This window comes from Pseudomonas sp. Ga0074129, from assembly GCA_001465025.1.
Taxonomy (GTDB): domain Bacteria; phylum Pseudomonadota; class Gammaproteobacteria; order Pseudomonadales; family Pseudomonadaceae; genus Aquipseudomonas.
Genome location: LNDO01000094.1, coordinates 20,138 through 42,452 on the forward strand (window position 1 = coordinate 20,138; position 22,315 = coordinate 42,452).

Sequence of the window (22,315 nt, forward strand, 5' to 3'; positions counted from 1 at the left end):
GGCTTATCCAAGAAAAAGTTTGTAGGCCGGGTTATCGCTTTCATCCCAGTAGGGATAACCGATGGCTTCGAGCGCGGCCGGCAGCAGATGGCGCTCGTCGCTCGGCACTTGCAGGCCGGCGACCACACGCCCGTCGGCAGCGCCGTGGTTGCGATAGTGGAACATTGAGATGTTCCAGCGGCCACCGAGTTTTTGTAAGAAATTAAACAGCGCGCCTGGACGCTCAGGAAACTCAAAGCGCAGCACCACTTCATCCGGCACGGCCGCCGCATGCCCGCCGACCATATGGCGAATGTGCAGCTTGGCCAGTTCGTTCTCGGTCAGGTCCAGCACCGGGAAGCCTTGATCGCGCAGCCCTTGCACCAACGCAGCACGCGGATCGGTGTCCGGGTGGGTCTGCACACCGACAAAAATGTGCGCTTCTTTGTCTTGGTGGAAGCGGTAATTGAACTCGGTGATCTGCCGCTTGCCGATAGCTTCGCAGAAGGCCTTGAAGCTGCCTGGCTGCTCGGGAATGGTCACGGCGATGATCGCCTCACGTTTTTCGCCCAACTCGGCGCGCTCGGCGACATGGCGCAAGCGATCAAAGTTGACGTTGGCACCGGAGTCGATACCCACCAACACCTGGCCGCTGCAGCCTTCGCGCTCCACGTACTTCTTGATCCCGGCGACACTCAGCGCGCCGGCCGGCTCGGTGATTGAGCGGGTGTCGTCGTAAATGTCCTTGATCGCCGCGCAGATTTCGTCGGTGCTGACGGTGATCACTTCATCGACATAGTCTTTGCACACGGCAAAGGTGTGCTCGCCGATTTGCGCCACCGCCACGCCGTCGGCAAACAGCCCGACCGAGGACAACACCACACGCTCGCCAGCGGCCATGGCGGCCTGCAGGCAATTGGAATCATCCGGTTCGACGCCGATCACCTTGATTTCCGGGCGCAGGTATTTCACATACGCGGCGATCCCGGCGATCAGCCCACCGCCACCGCACGGCACGAAGATGGCGTCGAGCGGCCCCGGCTGTTGGCGCAGGATCTCCATGGCCACCGTGCCCTGCCCGGCGATGGTGTGCGGGTCATCGTAGGGATGGATATAGATGTAGCCCTTCTCATCCACCAGCTTCAATGAATAGGCCAGCGCCTCGGGGAAGCTGTCGCCATGCAGCACCACCTTGCCGCCACGCGAGCGCACGCCCTGCACCTTGATCTCCGGTGTCGTTTTAGGCATCACGATGGTCGCTTTAACGCCCAGCACTTTGGCCGCCAGCGCCAACCCCTGCGCATGGTTGCCGGCCGAGGCGGTGACTACGCCACGGGCCTGCTCTTCGGCCGAAAGCTGCGCCAGCTTGTTGTAAGCCCCGCGAATCTTGAACGAGTACACCGGCTGCAGGTCTTCACGCTTGAGCAAAATCTGATTGCCCAGACGCTCGGACAGCTGATTGGCGACGTGCAGCGGGGTTTCCACCGCCACGTCGTAGACGCGCGAGGTGAGGATTTTCTTAACGTACTGTTCGAGCATGGCGGGCATCGCAAACGAATTTCGGGGAGTGCGCGAGTCTACCCCAGGGCTGCGTTAATCGACCACATAAGCAGGCCACGCGAGAGCTACTGCGCTCGGTGATGCGGCGTTAAAAACAGGTTCGGAATGCTCATGTACAAAAGTACACTCCGCGTCCTCGCCTGTTTTTGCCTTGCCTGACCTTCGCTCGCTACGCTCTCACGCGGTCTGACAGGCAGGGTTTTAACGTCGCCGACGCAGCCGCGCTATAATTCGCGCCTTTCCTCTATTCCCACGCCAGGCCCCATGATGAACCAGGATCAACTCAAGCAAGCCGTCGCCCAGGCTGCCGTCGATTTCATTCTCCCCAACCTCGACGCCAAGAGTGTGATCGGAGTCGGCACCGGCTCCACCGCCAATTGCTTTATCGATGCGCTGGCCAAGCACAAATTTGACTTCGACGGCGCCGTCGCCAGCTCCGAAGCCACCGCCGCACGCCTCAAAGGCCACGGCATTCCGGTGTATGAGCTGAATGACGTCAGCCATCTGGAGTTCTACGTGGACGGTGCCGACGAGAGCGATGCCCAGCTCAACCTGATCAAAGGCGGTGGCGCAGCCCTGACCCGCGAGAAAATCGTTGCGGCCGTGGCCCGCACATTTATCTGCATCGCCGACGTCAGCAAGCTGGTGCCGGTGCTGGGCAACTTCCCCCTGCCGGTGGAAGTCATCCCGATGGCGCGCAGCCATGTGGCCCGTCAGCTGGTCAAACTGGGCGGCGACCCGGTGTACCGCGAGGGCGTGGTGACCGATAACGGCAACGTCATTCTTGATGTGTTTAACCTGTCGATCAGCAACCCGGTCGAACTGGAAAACCAGATCAACGCCATCGTCGGCGTGGTCACCAACGGCCTGTTCGCCGCACGTCCGGCCGACTTGTTGTTGCTGGGCACAGCCGAAGGCGTGAAAACCCTGAAGCGCACCTGAACACCAACGGGCTGCCTGTGGTACGTCAGCCCTGAGCACAGCCATTGCCGGATGGCTGTGCAAAAATGGATCAAGTCGGCAGACAGCCCGAGCACTTGGCGTCATGCTGCCGGCATTGCTTAGCTGGATCAGGAAATCTTCATGTCTGCATTCATCTCGACCGCCCATGATCGCCCGCTGGAACTGGCTGACCTGCTCCGTGAGCTGGTGACGCAAGGCCGCATTGATCAGGACAGCGCCGAGCAATGCCTGACCATTCGCCGCAGCGCGGTCAACAACAAGCAGCACCCGCTGGAATTCCTTGCCGCCCAGCAGCTCGACGACCGCAAACAGCCGGGCAAAAAACTTGAGCTTGAAGAGTTGACCGTCTGGCTGGCCGAACAAGCCGGGCAACCCTACCTGCGCATTGATCCACTGAAAATCGACGTCGCTGCCATCACGCCGCTGATGTCCTATGCCTTCGCCCAACGCCACAAGATTCTCGCCGTCGCGGTGGACAATGACAGCGTCACCATCGCCAGCAGCCAGCCCTTGGTGCACAGCTGGGAAGCAAACCTGGTGCATGTGCTCAAACGCCCGATCAAGCGCGTGGTGGCCAACCCGGCCGAGATCCAGCGCTTCACCGTGGAGTTTTACCGCCTGGCCAAGTCGGTCAGCGGGGCCTCGGCAGGCGACATGAAGATCAGCAGCACCGGCAACTTTGAGCAACTGCTCAACCTCGGTGCACAGGATCAGGAACCCGACGCCAACGACGCGCACATCGTCAATATCGTCGACTGGCTGTTTCAGTACGCCTTCCAGCAGCGCGCCAGTGACATTCATATCGAGCCGCGCCGCGAACAGGGCAGCGTGCGTTTTCGCATCGACGGCGTGCTGCACACCGTTTACCAATTCCCGCCGCAGGTGACCATGGCCGTAGTCAGCCGCCTGAAAAGCCTGGGCCGGATGAACGTCGCCGAAAAGCGCAAACCACAGGACGGTCGCGTTAAAACCAAAATCCCCAACGGCGGCGAAGTGGAGTTGCGCCTCTCGACGCTGCCCACCGCCTTTGGCGAAAAGATGGTGATGCGGATTTTCGACCCGGAAGTGCTGCTGAAAAGCTTCGATCAGCTGGGTTTCTCCGCTGACGACTTAAAGCGCTGGCAGAGCATGACCAGCCAGCCCAACGGCATCATTCTGGTCACCGGCCCCACCGGCTCGGGTAAAACCACCACGCTGTACACCACGCTCAAGCAACTGGCGACGCAAGAGGTCAACGTCTGCACCATCGAAGACCCGATCGAGATGATCGAAGGGGCCTTCAACCAGATGCAGGTGCAGAGCAATATCGACCTGACCTTTGCCAGCGGCGTGCGCGCACTGATGCGCCAAGACCCGGACATCATCATGGTCGGCGAAATTCGCGACTTGGAAACCGCCGAAATGGCCATCCAGGCGGCGCTGACCGGGCACTTGGTGCTGTCCACGTTGCACACCAACGACGCGCCCAGCGCCATCACCCGCTTGCTGGAACTCGGCGTGCCGCACTACCTGCTCAAGGCCACCCTGCTCGGGGTCATGGCTCAGCGTCTGGTGCGCACCCTATGCCCGCACTGCAAAGCGCCGCACACGCTGGATGAAGACGGTTGGCAAAGCCTGACCAAACCCTGGAGCGCGCCGCTGCCGACGCAGGCGCACAGCGCCGTGGGCTGCCTGGAATGTCGCGACACAGGCTACAAAGGCCGCGCCGGGGTGTATGAAATCATGCTGATCAATGATGCGATGAAGCCCTTGATCACCGCAGATACCGACCTGATTGCCCTACGCCGCCACGCCTTCAAAGAGGGCATGCGCAGCCTGCGCCTGTCCGGCGCGCAAAAGGTCGCGGCAGGGCTGACCACCATCGAAGAAGTGCTACGGGTGACGCCGCAGAGCGAGCAGAAATAAGCGCTTAGCTTCTCGGCAAGCGTTGCTGGCGGGCCACGATATCCGCCACACGCTGCGGTTCACATTGCAGATAGGCCGAGTGCTGCTGCCAGCGCGGGTCGTTATGCCAGGCAAACAGAAATTGCCCGCCCTTGAGTTGGTCCACCACCATGCGTGCTACTTCCGGGCGCACCGCCGGGCAACCCAGGCTGCGGCCCAAGCGACCATGTTTTGCCACCCAGTTTGGCGTTACATAGGCCGCACCATGAATCACGATGGCACGCTCGCGGGCGCGGTCATTCAGGCCCGGCTCCAGACCGTCCATACGCAGGGAATAGCCGTGTTTACCCCGATAACTTTCGGCGGTGCGGAACAGGCCCAGGCTGGTTTTGTGGCTGCCCAACTGGTTGGAAAAAACCTGCGCAAAGTTCTCCCCGGATTTACGCCCATGGGCGACGTAATCCTGCAGCAACAAGCGCTTGCGTTGCAGGTCAAAAATCCACAGACGCCGCTGGCTAGAGGGCAACGAGTAGTCGATCACCGCCAACCGGCGCGCCGGCTCAGCGCCATGATTGACCGCGCACTGCATCGCCGCCAGCGCATGGCGCAAGGCCTGCGAGTTGAGCGCCGGGGCGATTCGGCCCAGGTCACGCAGCAAGGCTTCGGGCGCACTGGCGAACGCCGACAGCGGCGTGGCGAGCAAACACAGCGCCAACAGGCAAAACCGGGCAATGGGACGATGCATAGGCACCCTTACTTCCGAGTCTGTCACAGGAGCCAACAACGGCTCTGTCTATACTGTTCAGGTTGATCGACGCGCAGCATTCACGCAACGCCAAGGACCGGAGCAGACGATTGTTCAAAAAACGATCATATTACCTGAGCCTCTGCCTGCTCTTCCTGCCACTGGTCGCGAATGCGGGCACCCCGCTGTTTGCCCCAGCCAACGACTTGCGCCCTTTGCTGGCAAGGCTCGGTACCGACTGCGCGCCCCTGCCGGCAAGCCTAGACGAGAAAGCGCAGGCGCGGTTGCAGCAGTTTTATGAGCAACGCAACGGCCTGCCCGCCTGGCAAACCCGCGCACAACTGTTGCAACTGCATGAGCAGATCGAACAGTTGGCCGACGATGGACTGAACCTCAGTGACTACCCGCTGCCACTGCTCACCCACACGCCGATCGAGCGCCTCGACTGCGCCGACCTGCTGACCAGCCACAGCTACCTGCAAGCGCTGCTGCACCTGCGCCAGGGCCGCTTGCCACAACAACGCTTGGAACCGATGTGGCGCGCGCCGGCTTTACCGGCTGCCGATGCCCAATTGGCGGCGCTGTCACTGGCCCTGCTGCATGTGCAAACACCGGCGCAGGCCTTTACCGAGGCACGTCCGGACAACCCGCACTACCTTCACCTGCGCCAGGCGTATGCGCAGCAGCGCCTGCAACCTCTGCGCGAATGGACACCCCTTAACGGCGGCGTATTGCTCAAGCCCGGTGGCCGTGACCCTCGCCTGCCGGCCTTGCGCACCCGGCTCATCGCCCAAGGCTACCTGAGCGCTGACGCGACGCCTGAGGCGGCAGATGACTACGACCCGGCGACGCAGCGCGCAGTGCAACAGTTCCAAACCGATCACGGCCTGAATCCAGACGGCATACTCGGTCCCGCCAGCCTGGCCGCGCTCAATGTCAGCGCAGCGGTGCGTCGCGCGCAGTTGCGCATCAACTTGGAGCGCCTGCGCTGGCTCGCCGATGACCTGCGAAATATGCACGTGCTGGTCAATATCGCAGCAGGCGAGTTGCAGATTTATCAGCAAGGGCAACTGCAATGGCGCAGCCGCGTGCAGGTGGGCCGCAGCGAACGGCAAACGCCGCTGCTGGTTTCGCGCATCGACCGCCTAAGCCTCAACCCCACCTGGACCGTACCGCCGACCATCCTGCGCGAAGACAAACTGCCGGCGATTCGCGCCGATCTGAGTTTTCTGCAACAGCAGCAGATGAGTGTGCTCGACCGTGACGGCAATGTCCTCGACCCCAACACGCTGGACTGGAACAACCCCGGAGCCATCCGCTTGCGTCAGGACGCTGGCCGCCATAACCCGCTCGGCAAGGTGGCGCTGCGTTTCGACAACCCCTTTGCCGTGTACCTGCACGACACGCCCAGCCAGCACCTGTTTAGCAAGGCACCCCGCGCGTTCAGTTCCGGCTGCGTACGGGTTGAGGGCGTCGATACCCTGTTGGCCTGGCTGCTCAGCCCGGACGAGCTGCAACAGGTGCAAACGCAGATCAGCAGCGGTCACACCCAGTCTTACCGGCCGCAACACCCCGCGCATTTACTGATGGCCTACTGGACCGCCGAGGCCAGCGCGGATGGCACGCTGCGCTATTACCCGGACATCTATGACCGTGACCAGCACCTGATCAGCGCCATGATGCAGGCAACCGCCTTCTGATCAACGGACCCTGCCACCCGGTCGACAGCACCGTGGCCGGTAACTGTGCTTAGATAGCCGAAATACTCAACAACCCACCCCACAGGAGCTTCAGCACATGGAAATTGGCAGCGTTATTTTTCTCTTTGTCGGCCTCGCCGTCGCCATCGTATTTATGGGATTCAAAGTCGTGCCACAGGGGTTCGAGTGGACGGTGGAGCGCTTCGGCCGCTACACCAACACGCTCAAACCGGGCCTGAACATCATCGTGCCGGTGATGGACAAGATCGGCCGCAAACTCAACGTCATGGAAAACGTGCTGGACATCCCGCCGCAGGAAGTGATCACCGCCGACAACGCCACGGTGCAGATTGACGCCATCTGTTTCTTCCAGATCATCAATTCGGCGCAAGCCGCCTACGAGGTGAACAACCTCGAACACGCCATCCGCAACCTGGTGATGACCAATATCCGCACCGTACTCGGCTCGATGGAACTGGACGCCATGCTCGGCCAGCGTGACGCGATCAACGAACGCCTGCTCAAGACTGTGGATGAAGCCACCGCACCTTGGGGCATCAAGATCACCCGCATCGAAATCAAGGACATCAGCCCGCCCGCCGACCTGATGGCCGCTATGTCCGGGCAGATGAAAGCCGAACGCATCAAGCGCGCGCAGATTCTCGAAGCCGAAGGCCTGCGTGCAGCGGCCATCCTTACCGCTGAGGGGCAGAAGCAAGGCGACATCCTCAAGGCCGAAGGCCAACGCCAAGCGGCCTTCCTAGAAGCCGAAGCGCGCGAGCGTGCTGCACAGGCCGAAGCCGAAGCCACACGCATGGTTTCCGAGGCGATTGCTCAGGGTAACGTGCAGGCCGTCAACTACTTCGTCGCACAGAAGTACATCGAAGCCCTTGGCCAACTGGCCAGTGCCAACAACAGCAAGGTCATTCTTATGCCGCTGGAAGCCAGCCAGGTGATTGGCGCGGTGGGCGGTATCAGTGAAATCGTTAAAGCGACCTTCGCCGAGAAGAAGGGGTAAACCATGTGGGACACGCTGCAGCACCTGTCGTACTGGAACTGGCTGGCCATCGGCACCCTGTTGCTGATTCTTGAAGTGTTCGGCGCAGGTGGCTATCTGCTGTGGATCGGCCTGGCCGCCGCCAGCGTCGGCCTGCTGACCTTTATCTTCCCGGGCTTGCCCTGGGCGGCGCAGTTTATTCTGTTCGGCCTGCTGTCGGTGCTGACGGCAGTGTTCTGGTGGCAGCGCCAGCGCAGCGCCGCCAAACCCTCCGACCAGCCGGGGCTGAACCAGCGTGGCAGCGAATTTATGGGGCGCACCTTTGCCCTGCATGAAGCCATCCATGAAGGGCGCGGCAAGATAAAAGCCGGAGATTCATTGTGGTTGGTCAGCGGCCCAAACCTACCGGCAGGCACGCCAGTGCGCGTGGTGGGCCAGGACGGCGTGGTGCTGCGGGTTGAGGCCGAGCAATCAGCCTGACACATGACCCGGCACTAGCGGACAACGCCCAGTGCCGGTTTGCTGCCTGTCACTCAGGCAGGGCGTATACCTTGAACAGGGCCTTGACCATCTCCCCCGGCTCGCCGAAGTAGCGGCTGTAAATCTGCTCCAGCTCGCCCGAACGTTGTGCCTTGCTCAGGGCGGTGTCGACCAGCAAACGGAAGTCTTCGTCACCGCGCGGCAACGCCATGGCCACCGGGGCATATTCGTAGATACGCTCCAGCACCTGCATGGCGCTGGCGTCATCACGCTTGGCCAGGTAATTCTTCAGCAGCATTCGCTCGGAAAAGAAGGCATCGGCCTTACCCTCGGCCACCAATTGCACACCCTCCTCCTGACTGCTGACGGTCACCACCGTGGCGACCACACCCAGCATGCGTTGCTGCTTGCGAATCCAGGCTTCTGTAGCCTCACCCTGTTTAACCGCGTAGGTGTGGTTGGCCAAGCCGCGATTGACCGTGGCGCGCCAGGTCGGCCCACTGTGCGCGACCTCACCGTTAAGCACTTTGAGCAGTGCTTCGGGGGCATCCTTACGTACCAATACCGCCAGACCTGCCGTGTAAATTGGTAGCGAGAAACTGACGTTTTTGCGCTGAGTGAGGCTCCCCAGCGTCGGCGAGCAGAGCAGATCGAGCGAGCCATCACGCACCGCTGCCAGCCCTTGCGCTTCAGCTACCGGCTGAAAACGCACCTGCAGATCAGGGAGGTTCAGCTCGGTTTTGACCTGCTCAACCACCTTCTGGCACAGCTCGATGGCATAGCCGCTAACTTCACCGTTTTGCAGGCTGCTGAAGGGGGCAATGTCGTCGACGTAGCCCAGATTAAGCGTGTTGCTGCTTTCGATGCGCTGCAAGGTATCAGCATGGGCAACAGGCGACAGCGCCAGGAGGCAGGCCAATAGCAGATTGAACGGATTACACAGGTTAAAATTCATATCCATATCCCCAGATTCAAAGGGTTTACTGGCCATTAGGCCTTACCTGATGCGGGTTGCTCAGCGACAAAGCGCTTGGCGATAAAGCCATACAGTAGGTAGCCCAACGCCAGCACCAGCATGGATCCGAACACGGCATCCTTGCCTGAGGCATATAAGGCGTAGAAGCAATAAACCATCGCCACCATCAGCACCATCACGTTGCGCATGTAGATCGTTGCGCTGACCCGTGCCTTGTACATGATCACCATCAAGCCGGAGAGCGCCGTGATGTAGGGAATCAGGTTGGTTACCGCCGCCAGATTCACCAGTTTGCTGAACTGCTCGCTGGCATTGGGTGAGATGGTCGAAAGGGCCAGCAGGGTTTGCAGCACACCGCATACGATCATGCCAATCACTGGCGCGTTGGCCGCCGTCACCCTGCCGAACAGCTTGAAAAACATGCCCTGATCGGCTGTGACCTTGGCGGTTTGCGCCAAGGTGAATTGCCAGCCCAGCAGCGAGCCAATGCAGGCCATCACTGCCAACCCCATGATGATGTTGCCGATAAAGGGGTTGAACATCTGCGCATAGACGTAGGCAAACGGTGCGCTGGAGTTGGCCAACTCAGCGTTGGGCACAATGCCCTGAATCACCGTTGTCGACAGCACATAGACCACCGCTGCGCCCAAGGTGCCGAATAGGCAGGCCAGTGGCACGTTGCGCTCGGGGTTTTCCACCGCGTCGGAGTTTTGCGCCGCTGACTCCATACCGAGGAAGGCCCATAAGGTCAGCGGAATACTCTGTGCGATGGCATCGCTGAGCGGCATGTTGTGTGGGTTCCAAGCCTCCTTGAGGATCTGGGCGTCAAACCAGAACCAGCCAATCACACTCAGCCCCGCCACCGGAATGATCACGCCCCACACGGTGATGGAGCCGATTTTGCCGGTGATGTTGGGGCCACCGAAGTTGGCCACCGTGGTCAGCCAGATCAGCCCCACAGTGCCGACAAACAGCGGAATCGCGCCCGTGCCGAGCCAGGGGAAGAATGGTGTGAGGTAACCCACCGCGGAAATACCGATGGCCACGTTGCCGATGGCCAACGAAAGGAAGTACAGAAACGAACAGAGGAAGAACGCCGACTTACCGTGCGCCTCCTCGCTGTAAGCAGACATGCCGCCCGAGCGATGGCAGTAAATCCCGCACTGGGCAAAACAGTAGGCAATGGCCATGGAGCCAACGGCCGTAATGATCCATGACAACAGCGAAACGGCCCCCAACTGGGCCATGCTCGACGGCAACATGATGATGCCCGAGCCCATCATATTGACCGCCACCAGGGTGGTGAGCCCCACCAGGCTCATCTTCTTACTTGACCCAGCCATCGACCTCTCCTTGTTCTTCGCAGCACTGACTCAGCCAGCACCACCTGATGTGGCAAAGAACCTGTCGGCGGCCTCAACCGCCAGCAGGCTCAAGCGCTTACTGTTTGACCACATACACCTTGTAAGTCAGCCCGCCGAGACCATCGCGCTCGATCTCGACGCCATGATTATCGTGCTCAAAACCGGGGAAGTGGCTGTCGAACAGCTCCATGGCCAGCAAGTAGTCAATGATCGCCTGCTTGTCTGCGCCGGCCTTCTCGCCCGGCATCATCAACGGAATGCCCGGCGGATAAGGGACTACCTGCACGGCCACGGTGCGATCCTGCATATCACGCACGGCAATTTGCTCGACCTGGCCTTTCACCAGGCTGGCAAAGGTGATGCGCGGCGACGACACCACATCGGGCAGCAAGCTGAAGGCGGCGTCCATGTTGTGCAGCAGCTTGGAGGCGAGCATGTCCGCATGCATGGCATCGGCCAGGTCTTTGAGGCCCATGCCGCTATAACGCTCGGGGTGGTTGGCGACCAATTCGGGCATCACCAGTTCCAGCGACGCGTTGTGGTCGTAGTGCTTCTTGAACTCCAGCAAGCCGGCCACCAGTGAACCCCATTTGCCCTTGGTCACGCCCAGGCTGAACAACAGCAGAATCGAGTACGGCTCGGTTTTTTCCACCACGATGCCGCGGCTGGCGAGGAAGGACGACACCAGCGGTGCCGGAATGCCGCTGTCCTGCATCTGCCCTTCAAGCGTCTGGCCGGGCGTCAGTACGGTGACTTTGATCGGGTCGAGCATGCAGTAATCGCTGCCCAAATCGCCGAAACCATGCCAGTTGGCCGTTGGCTTGAGTACCCAGGCATCGCCATGGTGCAGGGTCTGTGGGTCAATTTCAGCAAAAGGTACACCGTTGACTTCATCCGGCTGCCACACGCCAAACCACCAATCCTGCGGGTTGCGTTTGCGTACTTCGGTGCCCAAACGAACCATGGCCTGGCGAAAGCTGATGGCCTCACTGATCGACTCATCGGTGAGGTACTCGCCAGCATCGTCCATCATCTTCGCCGATACATCGGTGGAGGCGATGATGCTGTACTGCGGCGAGGTCGAGGTGTGCATCATGAAGGCTTCGTTGAACAACTCTGGTTTGACCGGCACCTTGCCCGAGCGGATATGGATCATCGACGCCTGCGACAGCGCCGCCAGCAGCTTGTGGGTGGAGTGGGTGACGGTCACCGTGGCGTCGTCGGCATGCCGTTCGCCGCGATGCATACCGTAACGGCCTTCATACAAGGGATTGAAGCGCGCGTAGGCGTACCAGGCTTCGTCGTAGTGGATACGGTCGACGCTGCGGCTCAGCTCGCGGGTGGTGGTTTGCACGTTGTAGCAGAGGCCGTCATAGGTCGAGTTGGTCAGCACGGCCAAAACCGGACGCGCCTGTTTGTCACCCATCAACGGGCTTTCGGCAATTTTCTGCGCCACCGCCTCAGGCGTCAGTTCGCTGCGCGGCACCGGACCGATCAGCCCGCGCGCATTGCGCCGTGGGCGCAGGTACAGCGGCACCGCGCCGGACATGTTCAGCGCGTAGTTCAAGGATTTGTGGCAGTTGCGGTCGACCAGCACCGCATCGCCATCGGTGACGGCCGAGTGCAAGACGATCTCGTTACTGGCTGAACTGCCGCCGACCGAGAAGAAGGTGTAATCCGCGCCGAACACCCGCGCCGCATATTTCTCGGCTTCGGCAATCGGCCCGCTGTGGTCATTCAGCGAACCCAGCTCACCCACCGACACACTGAGGTCGGAGCGCAGCATCTGTTCGCCGTAAAAATCCAGAAAACTGCGGCCCACGGCGGTTTTCATAAAGGCCGTGCCACCGGTATGCCCCGGTGTGTGCCAAGAGTATTCGTGGATGTCGGCGAAGTTCACCAACGCGCCAAAAAACGGCGGCAGGATGCTGTCCAAATAACGCCGGGCGGCGGCCTCGATGCGCCCAGCGACAAAGTCCGGGCTGTCTTCGGGCTGCCAGATAAACCCATCGATATTCTCGACAAACTCCAGCGGCACCTGGCTGTGGTGGGCCTGGCTCATGCCGAGCATGATCGGCAACTGCGCGGTGCGCTGACGGATCAGTTGGATCAGGCTCATCGCCTGCGGCAGATTACCCTCGCACGCGCCCCAACCAAGGATGACGCAGCAATAGGCCGGGTTGGCGCGAAAGGCGATTTCGGCATCTTCCAGGGAGCTGACACGCGTCACCCCCAAACCATGCTGCTGCAAGGCCTGAGCAACCGCTTCGGCACTGCGTATGACGATGCTGTCAGGATTTTGCTGGGCGTTGACCACAATCAACACCGGGTAACGTTGGGCCAGTGAGGCCGGCAACGGCAATTTGGCGTGACTCATACAGAACTCCTTCTCAATGAATGCCGCTGCGCGGGTAACCGACTTGTTGCGCTTACCCGCGCCTGATTACGGGTTAAGGCACCAGAAGTGGTAGTCACCGTCTTTGTGCACAGCGCCCTCCACTTCTTTCTCAAAACCGGGGAAGTGGTTGCCCCAATCCTGCAGGGCCTGGATATAGCGAATCCAAGGGCCATCCAGCGGCCCCAGGTTCTCACCGGGCATAACAATCGGAATACCCGGCGGATACGGCATGATGCCAACGGCGGTGACGCGCCCGGCTGCCTGATGCAGCGGCAGCAGTTGCGCCTCGCCAGCTTGCAAGGCCTGAAACGCCGCGCGTGGGGTGGTCTCGATGTGCGGCAGGTTGCCAAAGGCCTCGGCCTGTAGCGCATCCATGCGGCTGCTGCGCATGTACTCGAACATCTCGTTGCTCAGGTCCCGCAGGCCCATGCCGGCATAACGCTCTGGGTTTTGCGCAAGCAGGTCCGGCAGCACGCGCTGCAGCGGCGTGTTGTTGTCGTAATGGCGCTTGAAGGCCAACAACACGTTGATCAGCGTGGCCCACTTGCCTCTGGTCACGCCGATGCTGAACAGGCACAGCACCATAAAGTCGGTGATGCGCGACGGCACGATGTTGTTGCGGTAGAGGAAGGCACCGAGGATCGGCGCGGGAATGCCCTGTTCAAGCAGCTGCCCGTCAGCACCCATGCCCGGCACCATAATGCCGACCTTGATCGGGTCGAGCATGCACCAGCCTTCTTCTAGGCCGTCAAAGCCGTGCCACGAGGCACCGGGTTCCAGTGTCCAACAGGCCGGGTCGCTGACCAGTTGCTCGGGGTCGGCGTCAGCGAAATCAACTTGGTTGCCGGTTTTACTGTCGCGGACCTGTGGCGCGTTCCACGCCTGGAAGAACCAGTCGCCACGGCTGGCAAACTCGCGGTGGGTGCGCGCCAGCGCCTGACGAAAATCCACAGCCTCGCGTATCGAGTCCTGGGTCAGGGTGTAGCCACCTTTGCCGTCCATCATCGCCGCGCCCACTTCGTTGGAGGCGAACAGGGCATACAGCGGTGAGGTGCTGGCCTGAATCACAAACGACTCATTGAAGCGGCTGTGCTCGACCGGGTTGCGGCCATTGCGAATATGGATAAACGAAGCCTGCGACAGCGCCGCCAGCAACTTGTGGGTGGAATGGGTGGCGAACACCGTCGGCGCATCGGTTTTGTGGCTGCTGGGCTCACCGCGCATGGCGAAGCGATTCTGATACAACGGGTTAAACCGCGCATAGCCGTACCAGGCCTCGTCGAAGTGGATACGGTCGCTGCTCTGCGCCAGCAGATTTTCTGCGCGCTCGGCGTGCAGGCACATGCCGTCATAGGTGCAGTTGGTGACCACCGCGTAGACCGCTTTGTCGCCTTTGGCCTGCGCGCGCAGCGGGTGATTGGCAATGGCCGTTTGGATACGCTGCGAGTCAAACTGCGCGGGCAATAACGGCCCGATGATGCCGTAACGGTTGCGCGTGGGGTCATGTACAGCGGCAGCCCGCCACTCAGCACCAGGCCTTGCTCGATGGATTTGTGGCAATTGCGGTCGCACAGGGCGAACTGATTTTCGCCGACGCAGGCCATAAAGATCGCCCGGTTCGAGCCCGAGGTGCCATTCAATACCGAGTAGGAGGCATGGGCGCCGAAGATGCGCGCCACGTAGGCTTCGGAGTCCGCTACCGGGCCGCTGTGGTCCAACACTGAGCCGAGGTTACCGCGCTCAATGCCACTGTCGGCACGAAACAGGTTTTCACCAAAAAAGTCGAAAAATACCCGCCCAACCGGCGATTTGGTAAAGGCAATACCGCCCTGATGCCCCGGCGCGGCCCAGGAATGCTCATCTTTGCTGGTGTAGCGCAGCAGCGCGTCGGTGAAGGGTGGCAGCAGGTGCTCGAGGTAGCGGTTGATCGCGGCAATCACCCGGCCGACAACAAAAGGCGCGGTGTCTTCAAGCATCCAGACAAACTCGTCGGCCAGTTCCATGGCCTCGACCGTGATGCTTTTTTTCGCGTTGCGATCGGCCAGCAAAAATACGGGCAGGTTCTCGTTGCGCTGACGGATGGTGCGCAGCAATTCCAGCGCCTGGGCATGCGAGGCATCGTCGTTCTTGCCCAAGGTCCAGTCGACGCACACGCAGTGCAGGGCGGCATCGGACACCACGGCCGCCAGGGCGTCATCAAAAGAGATGGCCTTGATCAGCTCAGCATTGCGCTCGGCGAACTCCTCGACCAATTCGTTCAGCACACGGCCACGCATGCTGCCGGGGTTGCCTAGGTCATCGTCGACCAGCAGCACGCGCATTTTCAGGGTTTTATTGGTGCGTCCAATCATTGCTTTGCCTCCACAGTCCTTTGGCGCAAATTCGACTTACATTTTGTAACCATACGCCGATTGAAAGATTCACAGAATAGTCAGATGGGAATTATTCCTACAAAACATTCCGCAGACTATGCGCCAGATGCACGACGCTTCTATGACATGGGTCAACAGCCTAGCCAGTATCGCGGGAGGCGCGAACTTTCTGACCAGACAAACAGATTGGTGTGATAAACGGCCGGGCTAGAGCGGCACGGTGCCACTACACCAGCGTTTACTCGGGCCCAGAAACAACAAAGCCCTGCTAGGCAGGGCTTTGTTCAGCGCGGGACGCTTACGCGTCGCTGTCGGCGACCGCTTTGTAGGCGGCGGCATCCAGCAGCTTGTCCAACTCGCTGGCATCGGCCGGCTTGAGCTTGAAGAACCAGCTGCCGTACGGATCGCTGTTTACGCTTTCCGGGCTGTCGGCCAGGCCATCGTTGATCGCGATCACTTCGCCGGAGATCGGCGCGTAGATGTCGGAGGCGGCCTTGACCGACTCCACCACACCGGCTTCCTGACCGGCGCTGAGGGCTTTGCCCACTTCCGGCAGTTCAATGAAGACCACATCACCCAGGGCTTCCTGCGCGTGATCGGAAATGCCCACGGTAACGCTGCCATCAGCTTCCAGGCGCGCCCACTCGTGGCTGGCGGCGTAACGCAGATCGGCGGGGATAGTGCTCATGTGTCGTTCCTCATCTGACATGACGGCGACCACGCCGTCAGGGAAATTTAGCAGGCCGTGGCCATACCGAAAGAAAGTCTTTAACTCGTAACGAGCGCACTCGCAGAAATTAGCTAGCAGTGCTTCCCAGATCCATTGGGTTGCAAGTCTGATGCAAAAATTCGCATCAGCTTGATGTTCAAAACCTGTTTCAGGATCTCGCGAGCTAGAGCGAGACAAGGCAAAAACAGCCGAGGAAGCGGAGTTTACTGGTTGTAAATGAGCATTCCGAGGCTGTTTTTAACGCAGTATCGCCGACGCGCAGCAGATCCGGGATTCAGATCAGGGCTTTGCCGTTACGCACAAAGCTGGGCTTCACCACGCGCACCGGGAACCACTTGCCGCGAATTTCCACCTCAGCACGCTCACCGGTTGCCGCCGGCACACGGGCCAGGGCGATGGATTTGCCCAAGGTCGGGGAGAAACTGCCGCTGGTGATCTCGCCTTCGCCAATACCCTCAACTCGCACCACCTGATGGGCGCGCAGCACGCCGCGCTCTTCCAGCACCAGGCCAACCAACTTGGATGCCACACCTTCGGCCTTCTGCTTTTGCAGCGCAGCGCGACCAACAAAGCCACGGCTGCCCGGCTCCCAGGCAATCGTCCAAGCCATGTTGGACGCCAGCGGGGTGACGCTTTCGTCCATGTCTTGGCCGTAGAGGTTCATGCCCGCTTCCAGACGCAGGGTGTCGCGCGCGCCCAAGCCGATGGGCGAAATACCCGCGCCCACCAATTCATTAAGAAAGGCCACTACTTCGCTGGCGGGCAGCATGATTTCCAGACCGTCTTCGCCGGTATACCCGGTGCGGGCGATAAACCAGTCGCCGTCGGGCTGGCCTTCAAACGGCTTGAGGCTCTGGATCAGGCTGGCGCGGGACGGACTCACCAGTTCGGCGGTCTTGTGACGTGCCTGCGGCCCCTGAATCGCCAGCATGGCCAGTTCGGCGCGCTCCTGCAGGTGCACGTCGAAATCAACGCTCTGCAGGAGCATCCAGGCCAGGTCCTTGTCGCGGGTGGCGGCATTCACCACCACACGGTAACCAAAGTCGGTGAGGTAGACGATCAGGTCATCCACCACGCCGCCCTGCTCGTTGAGCATGCCGCTGTACAGCGCCTTGCCGATGTCTTGCAGGCGCTCGACGTCATTGGCCAGCAGGTGTTGCAGATAGCCCTTGGCCTGATGGCCGCTGACATCCACAACGGTCATGTGCGACACATCAAACACCCCGCACTCGCGGCGCACCTGATGGTGCTCCTCGACTTGCGAACCATAGTGCAACGGCATGTCCCAACCGCCGAAGTCGACCATTTTTGCACCCAAAGCGAGGTGCAGGTCATAAAGCGGTGTGCGCTGTCCCATTAGTGTCTCCTTGCGGGCTGGGCAGTGCAGCGGCAACCCGTCCGGGCGCTGGCACGGGCTATCGAGAGGATCAGCCGCTGCGAATGGCGCGCATTGTAGCCGCAACACCGGGGGCGGTCATCCCAGCGCGGCAGCCTGTCGCGTGCGCTAGCCGATGCGCCGGGCCGAACGGCGAATCAGCAGAATCACCGGCAACAGGCCGACCAGCACCAAGGTCAGCGCCGGCAGCGAGGCCCGCGCCCATTCACCTTCGCTGGTCATTTCAAACACCCGCACCGACAGCGTGTCCCAACCAAAGGGGCGCATCAGCAGGGTGGCGGGCATTTCCTTGAGCACATCGACAAACACCAACAGCGCCGCCGACAGCGCACCCGGCACCAGCAAGGGCAAGTAGACCTTGAAGAACAGCCCTGCGCCGCCAACGCCCAAACTGCGCGAGGCTTCGGGCAGGGATGGCCGGATGCGCGCCAGGCTGTTTTCCAACGGCCCGTAGGCCACGGCTAAAAAGCGAATCATGTAGGCCAACAGCAAGGCCGAGAGGCTGCCGAGCAATATAGGTTTACCTGCACCGCCGAGGAACGTGGAGAGCGGGATCACCAGTTCACGGTCCAGGTAACTAAACGCCAGCATGATGGCCACGGCCAGCATCGAGCCGGGTAAGGCATACCCCAGATTGGCCAGCCCGACCGTCGAGCGCATCAAGCGGGTCGGTGCCATACGCCGGGCGAAGGCCAGCAGCAGTGCCACGCTGACGGTGATCAGCGCCGCCATCGCGCCCAAATAGAGGGTGTGCAGGATCAGCGCGCTGTAGCGCTCATCCAGATCAAACCGGCCGCGTTGCCAGAACCAGGCGACCAACTGCAGCAGCGGAATGACAAAGCCGCAGGCAAACACCAGGCCGCACCAGGCGCTGGCAGCCCAAGCCTGAGCGCCCTTGAGGTGATACAGCGCCTTGCTTCGTGGGCGCTCGTTCACCGGCCTTACTGCACCACGCGCGCGGCGCTCACCGTAGAGCACCAGCATCACCGCCAGCAGCAACAGGCTGGCCAGTTGCGTGGCGCTGGTCAGGCTGTAAAAGCTGTACCAGGTTTTGTAGATGGCCGTGGTGAAGGTGTCGAAGTTGAACACCGACACCGCACCAAAATCTGCCAGGGTTTCCATAATCGCCAACGCCAGACCGGCACCAATGGCCGGTCGCGCCATCGGCAGAGCTACGCGCCAGAATGCGCGCCACGGGCTGAGGCCGAGCACCCGCGCCGCTTCCATCAAGCCCTTGCCCTGGGCCAGAAAGGCGTTGCGCGCGAGCAAATAAACGTAAGGGTAAAACACCAGCACCAGGACGATGATCACCCCGCCGGTGGAGCGCACCCGGAAGCGCACGTCGTTGCCAAACCACTCACGCAACTGGGTTTGCAGCGGGCCGGCAAAGTCCAGCAGGCCGACGAAGACAAAGGCCAACACATAGGCGGGAATGGCAAACGGCAGCATCAGCGCCCAGTCCAGCCAGCGCCGGCCGGGAAATTCACACAGGCTGGTCAACCACGCCAGGCTGACGCCCAGCAGCGTCACGCCCACGCCCACGCCGAGCACCAGCACCAAGGTGTTGCCGAGCAACCGGGGCAGCTGGGTTTGCCACAGGTGCGTCCAGATTTGCCGGTCGACGTCGTGCCAGCTGAACAGCAGCACACTCAACGGCAGCAGCACCAACAAGGCAACGGCAAAGGCGATGGGGTACCAACGACGCTGGGCAGGATGAGCCACGCAAATTCCTCAGACTGAAAACACAACGCCCCGGACTGGGCCGGGGCGTCGAGTATACCTGCAAGCTTTAATAACAGTGGCCACCCTGCGTGCAGCGTACAGCCCTGAGACTCTGGCGCTGCACAACGGGGCGGCTACGCGGTTACTGCCAGCCGGCGCGGTCCATCAGCATGGTGGCTTCAGCCTGACGCTTGCCCGCGACTTCAGTCGGGATGTTGTCAGCTTTGAACGTGCCCCAGGCCGCGACTTCAGGCGATACGGCCACAGCCGGGTTGGCTGGGTATTCCTGGTTCACGCCGGCGAAGATGGTTTGCGCTTCTGCAGTGGTCATCCACTCCAGCAGTTTTTTCGCCGCTTCCGGGTTTGGTGCGTACTTGGTCACACCAGCACCGGCCAGGTTGACGTGAACGCCACGGTCGTTCTGGTTCGGCCAGAAGGCCTTCACTTTCAGGTCAGGCTGCTGCTTTAGCAGACGGCCGAAGTAGTAAGTGTTGGTGATGCCCACGTCGCACTGACCGGCGTCGATGGCTTGCAGCAGTGCGGTGTCGTCCGGGAACACGTCAGTGGCCAGGTTGTTCACCCAACCCTTGATCAGCTCTTCGGTTTTAGCCGCGCCGTGGGTTTCGATCAGGGTGGCCGTCATCGACTGGTTGTAGACCTTCTTGCTGGTGCGCAGGCACAGGCGGCCTTCCCAGTTTTTGTCAGCCAAGGCTTCGTAGGTGGACAGTTCGCTCGGTTTCACGCGCTCGGTGGAATAGAAGATGGTGCGTGCGCGCAGCGACAGGCCGGTCCAGCTGTCGGTGCTGGAGCGGTATTGCGCCGGGATGTTCGCGCTGATCAGCTCGGATTTAGTCGGCTGCAGCACGCCTTCCTGCTCGGCTTGCCAGAGGTTGCCGGCGTCGACGGTGATCAGCAGGTCAGCTGGGGTGTTGGCACCTTCCGCTTTCAGGCGCGCGATCAGCGGGGCTTCTTTGTCGGTGATGAATTTGACTTTGACACCGGTCTTGGCGGTGTAGGCATCGAATACTGGCTTGATCAGCTCGTCGATACGCGCGGAGTAAACCACCACTTCATCGGCGGCTTGCACAGTAGTGGCCAACGCTGTGAGAGAGAGTGCAGCGAACAACCCTTTGCTGACCTGCATGGATAGAGCCTCTTGGTATGGACGAGTGAAAGGTGCCAAATAGTAGTGAATGCCATTTAGTTTCTCAACTCGCTATTCATTTAAACCTGTAACAAGCCTCTACAGGTTATCGCCTACTGCTCCGGGCGGCATAAGCGTGCGCAAGCGCGGAACGGCAAAACGCCCAGTGCGACCACTAAGGCCGACTGGGCGTTGTGTTAAACGCAAGCGCGTCGAGGGTGAGTCAGGCCACGGCTTGCTGCGCGGCCAGTTGCTTAGCCTGCTCGCGCAACACAAACTTCTGCACTTTGCCGGTGCTGGTTTTCGGCAGGTTGGTGAACACCACGCAGCCCGGCACTTTGAAGCGCGCCATGCGCTGCTGACAGAAGGCAATCACCTCATCGGCCGTCAGTTCGGCACCCGGTTTCAGGGTGACAAAGGCGCATGGCGTTTCGCCCCATTTGGCATGGGCCATGGCCACCACGGCGGCTTCGAGGATCTGCGGATGGCGGTACAGCACGTCTTCCACTTCGATGGAGGAGATGTTCTCGCCGCCGGAAATGATGATGTCTTTGCTGCGGTCCTTGATCTCGACATAACCATCGGCGTGCCACACGGCCAAGTCGCCGGAGTGGAACCAACCGCCGGCAAAGGCTTCGGCGGTGGCTGAGGGGTTTTTCAGGTAGCCCTTCATCACCACGTTGCCACGCATCATGATCTCGCCGATGGTCTGGCCGTCTTTCGGCACCGGCTGCAGGGTATCGGGGTCGGCCACCATCAGGCCATCGAGCAACGGCGCACGCACGCCCTGACGGGATTTGAGCCGCGCGCGCTGCTCAGGGGTTTCGCTGTCCCACTCGCTTTTCCATTCGCAGGCCACGCTGGGGCCGTAAGTTTCGGTCAGGCCATAGACGTGAGTGACGCGGAACGCCAGCGCCTCCATGGCTTCGATCACGGCGGCGGGCGGCGCAGCCCCTGCGGTCAACACCTTGACCGGCACCGTCTTCAGCGCTTTCAGGCCGTCATCGGCGTTGGCCAGCATATTCAGCACAATCGGCGCACCGCAGAAATGGTCAACGCCATGCTCGGCAATCGCCGGATAAATCGCTTCAGCGCGCACATGGCGCAGGCACACGTTAACGCCGACATACGCCGCCAGCGCCCATGGAAAGCACCAGCCATTGCAGTGGAACATCGGCAGCGTCCACAGGTACACCGGGAAGCGGCTCATGTCCCAGCACATGGCGTTGGACAGGGCATTCAGGTGCGCGCCACGGTGGTGGTAAACCACGCCTTTAGGGTTGCCGGTGGTGCCCGAGGTGTAGTTGAGCGCAATGGCTTGCCACTCATCCTCCGGCAACTGCCAGGCGTAGTCCGGGTCGCCTTCGGCCAGCAGCGCCTCGTACTCCAGCTGACCAATCAGCAGGCCGTCGGCGTATTCCGGGTCATCAATACCAATCACCAGCGGCGGTTGCGGTAAATGGCCGACCACACGCTGGGCCAGCTCACCGAACTCCTTGTCCACCAGCAGTACCTTGGCTTCGCCGTGCTGCAGGATAAAGGCGATGGCTTCGGCATCCAGACGGGTGTTGATGGCATTCAGCACCGCGCCGCACATCGGCACGCCAAAATGCGCCTCGAACATCGCCGGGCCATTGGGCGCGATCACCGCCACCGTGTCACCCAAACCGATGCCACGCTGCGCCAGCGCCGAGGCCAAACGAATACTGCGGGTGTAGGTGTCACCCCAGGTCTGACGCAGGCTGCCGTTGATCAGCGCCAAACGCTGCGGATAGACGCTGGCGGCGCGCTCAAGAAAGCTCAGCGGGCTGAGTGCCTGAAAATTCGCCGCATCACGCGGCATACCGTACTCGTAAGGATTGACGCTGTGCATTGTTGTTCTCCAGCAGAACCTTGGGCTGGAGA

At 61.0% G+C, this 22,315-nt stretch carries 16 protein-coding genes and 1 pseudogene; 5 read left to right on the forward strand and 12 right to left on the reverse strand.

The genetic code is table 11. The features are described 5' to 3' along the window. Nucleotides 1-3 precede the first annotated feature (3 nt). Entirely contained in the window at nt 4-1,527 is a 1,524-nt protein-coding gene (gene ilvA, locus AUK77_RS14195) for a threonine ammonia-lyase, biosynthetic (protein ID WP_296130723.1), read from the reverse strand. A gap of 279 nt (nt 1,528-1,806) precedes the next feature. Between ilvA and rpiA the strand changes: the two genes are divergently transcribed. Together rpiA and AUK77_RS14205 are read left to right on the forward strand one after the other, a co-directional pair. Continuing rightward, nucleotides 1,807-2,481 carry a ribose-5-phosphate isomerase RpiA gene (rpiA, locus tag AUK77_RS14200; protein ID WP_296130726.1) on the forward strand — a complete coding sequence of 225 codons (675 nt, stop codon included), beginning with the start codon at nt 1,807-1,809 and terminating at the stop codon, nt 2,479-2,481. Nucleotides 2,482-2,622: 141 nt separating this feature from the next. Continuing rightward, nucleotides 2,623-4,407: a GspE/PulE family protein gene (locus AUK77_RS14205; protein WP_296130728.1), complete on the forward strand. Its 1,785-nt coding sequence runs from the start codon at nt 2,623-2,625 to the stop codon at nt 4,405-4,407. Between the two features lie 4 nt (nt 4,408-4,411). Here the strand turns inward: AUK77_RS14205 and AUK77_RS14210 are convergent, their stop codons facing one another. Next, on the reverse strand, nt 4,412-5,131 hold the full coding sequence (locus AUK77_RS14210; protein ID WP_296130731.1) for a murein L,D-transpeptidase catalytic domain family protein: 720 nt from the start codon (nt 5,129-5,131) through the stop codon (nt 4,412-4,414). Nucleotides 5,132-5,241: 110 nt separating this feature from the next. Between AUK77_RS14210 and AUK77_RS14215 the strand changes: the two genes are divergently transcribed. From AUK77_RS14215 to AUK77_RS14225, 3 genes are all read left to right on the forward strand, one after another. Further along, nucleotides 5,242-6,831, forward strand: a complete 1,590-nt coding sequence (locus tag AUK77_RS14215) for a L,D-transpeptidase family protein (protein ID WP_296130733.1) — start codon at nt 5,242-5,244, stop codon at nt 6,829-6,831. Nucleotides 6,832-6,928: 97 nt separating this feature from the next. After that, complete coding sequence (locus tag AUK77_RS14220; RefSeq protein WP_296130735.1) at nt 6,929-7,849, forward strand: SPFH domain-containing protein; 921 nt, start codon at nt 6,929-6,931, stop codon at nt 7,847-7,849. Between the two features lie 3 nt (nt 7,850-7,852). Continuing rightward, nucleotides 7,853-8,308 (forward strand): NfeD family protein, encoded by a 456-nt coding sequence (locus AUK77_RS14225; protein ID WP_296130737.1) that lies wholly within the window; start codon nt 7,853-7,855, stop codon nt 8,306-8,308. A gap of 49 nt (nt 8,309-8,357) precedes the next feature. Here AUK77_RS14225 and AUK77_RS14230 read toward each other — a convergent pair whose 3' ends face one another. The 10 genes and pseudogenes from AUK77_RS14230 to AUK77_RS14275 form a co-directional block, all read right to left on the reverse strand. Continuing rightward, nucleotides 8,358-9,263 (reverse strand): amino acid ABC transporter substrate-binding protein, encoded by a 906-nt coding sequence (locus AUK77_RS14230; protein ID WP_296130739.1) that lies wholly within the window; start codon nt 9,261-9,263, stop codon nt 8,358-8,360. A gap of 35 nt (nt 9,264-9,298) precedes the next feature. Next, a complete protein-coding gene (gene potE / locus AUK77_RS14235; protein WP_296130742.1) occupies nt 9,299-10,627 on the reverse strand; it encodes a putrescine-ornithine antiporter in 1,329 nt (442 codons plus the stop codon). Between the two features lie 97 nt (nt 10,628-10,724). Next, nucleotides 10,725-13,025, reverse strand: a complete 2,301-nt coding sequence (locus tag AUK77_RS14240; protein ID WP_296130745.1) for an Orn/Lys/Arg decarboxylase N-terminal domain-containing protein — start codon at nt 13,023-13,025, stop codon at nt 10,725-10,727. Nucleotides 13,026-13,091: 66 nt separating this feature from the next. After that, nucleotides 13,092-13,631 (reverse strand): hypothetical protein, encoded by a 540-nt coding sequence (locus tag AUK77_RS18950; RefSeq protein WP_363079400.1) that lies wholly within the window; start codon nt 13,629-13,631, stop codon nt 13,092-13,094. Nucleotides 13,632-13,652: 21 nt separating this feature from the next. Then, nucleotides 13,653-15,397, reverse strand: a pseudogene (locus tag AUK77_RS18955) (Orn/Lys/Arg decarboxylase N-terminal domain-containing protein); the annotation flags it as partial. Nucleotides 15,398-15,716: 319 nt separating this feature from the next. Further along, nucleotides 15,717-16,106, reverse strand: coding sequence for a glycine cleavage system protein GcvH (gcvH, locus tag AUK77_RS14255; RefSeq protein ID WP_108487904.1), 390 nt, complete (start codon nt 16,104-16,106; stop codon nt 15,717-15,719). Between the two features lie 316 nt (nt 16,107-16,422). Then, the gene (gene gcvT / locus AUK77_RS14260) at nt 16,423-17,505 is read right to left on the reverse strand and encodes a glycine cleavage system aminomethyltransferase GcvT (protein ID WP_296130751.1); all 1,083 of its coding nucleotides are present in this window, start codon (nt 17,503-17,505) and stop codon (nt 16,423-16,425) included. A 147-nt stretch (nt 17,506-17,652) separates the two neighbouring features. After that, nucleotides 17,653-19,266 carry an iron ABC transporter permease gene (locus AUK77_RS14265; RefSeq protein ID WP_296130753.1) on the reverse strand — a complete coding sequence of 538 codons (1,614 nt, stop codon included), beginning with the start codon at nt 19,264-19,266 and terminating at the stop codon, nt 17,653-17,655. 142 nt (nt 19,267-19,408) lie between these two features. Next, entirely contained in the window at nt 19,409-20,410 is a 1,002-nt protein-coding gene (locus AUK77_RS14270) for an extracellular solute-binding protein (RefSeq protein WP_296130757.1), read from the reverse strand. Nucleotides 20,411-20,633: 223 nt separating this feature from the next. Beyond that, complete coding sequence (locus AUK77_RS14275; RefSeq protein WP_296130758.1) at nt 20,634-22,283, reverse strand: acyl-CoA synthetase; 1,650 nt, start codon at nt 22,281-22,283, stop codon at nt 20,634-20,636. Nucleotides 22,284-22,315: the final 32 nt, after the last annotated feature.

What these genes read in the sequence shown, in the direction of transcription:
- AUK77_RS14240 (WP_296130745.1), bottom strand. Translation starts at nt 13,025, where the DNA reads ATGAGTCACGCCAAATTGCCGTTGCCGGCCTCACTGGCCCAACGTTAC.
- AUK77_RS14220 (WP_296130735.1), top strand. Translation starts at nt 6,929, where the DNA reads ATGGAAATTGGCAGCGTTATTTTTCTCTTTGTCGGCCTCGCCGTCGCC.
- potE (WP_296130742.1), bottom strand. Translation starts at nt 10,627, where the DNA reads ATGGCTGGGTCAAGTAAGAAGATGAGCCTGGTGGGGCTCACCACCCTG.
- gcvT (WP_296130751.1), bottom strand. Translation starts at nt 17,505, where the DNA reads ATGGGACAGCGCACACCGCTTTATGACCTGCACCTCGCTTTGGGTGCA.
- AUK77_RS14205 (WP_296130728.1), top strand. Translation starts at nt 2,623, where the DNA reads ATGTCTGCATTCATCTCGACCGCCCATGATCGCCCGCTGGAACTGGCT.
- AUK77_RS14230 (WP_296130739.1), bottom strand. Translation starts at nt 9,263, where the DNA reads ATGAATTTTAACCTGTGTAATCCGTTCAATCTGCTATTGGCCTGCCTC.
- AUK77_RS14210 (WP_296130731.1), bottom strand. Translation starts at nt 5,131, where the DNA reads ATGCATCGTCCCATTGCCCGGTTTTGCCTGTTGGCGCTGTGTTTGCTC.
- gcvH (WP_108487904.1), bottom strand. Translation starts at nt 16,106, where the DNA reads ATGAGCACTATCCCCGCCGATCTGCGTTACGCCGCCAGCCACGAGTGG.
- rpiA (WP_296130726.1), top strand. Translation starts at nt 1,807, where the DNA reads ATGAACCAGGATCAACTCAAGCAAGCCGTCGCCCAGGCTGCCGTCGAT.
- AUK77_RS18950 (WP_363079400.1), bottom strand. Translation starts at nt 13,631, where the DNA reads ATGGTGCTGTGCCTGTTCAGCATCGGCGTGACCAGAGGCAAGTGGGCC.
- AUK77_RS14275 (WP_296130758.1), bottom strand. Translation starts at nt 22,283, where the DNA reads ATGCACAGCGTCAATCCTTACGAGTACGGTATGCCGCGTGATGCGGCG.
- AUK77_RS14225 (WP_296130737.1), top strand. Translation starts at nt 7,853, where the DNA reads ATGTGGGACACGCTGCAGCACCTGTCGTACTGGAACTGGCTGGCCATC.
- AUK77_RS14270 (WP_296130757.1), bottom strand. Translation starts at nt 20,410, where the DNA reads ATGCAGGTCAGCAAAGGGTTGTTCGCTGCACTCTCTCTCACAGCGTTG.
- ilvA (WP_296130723.1), bottom strand. Translation starts at nt 1,527, where the DNA reads ATGCCCGCCATGCTCGAACAGTACGTTAAGAAAATCCTCACCTCGCGC.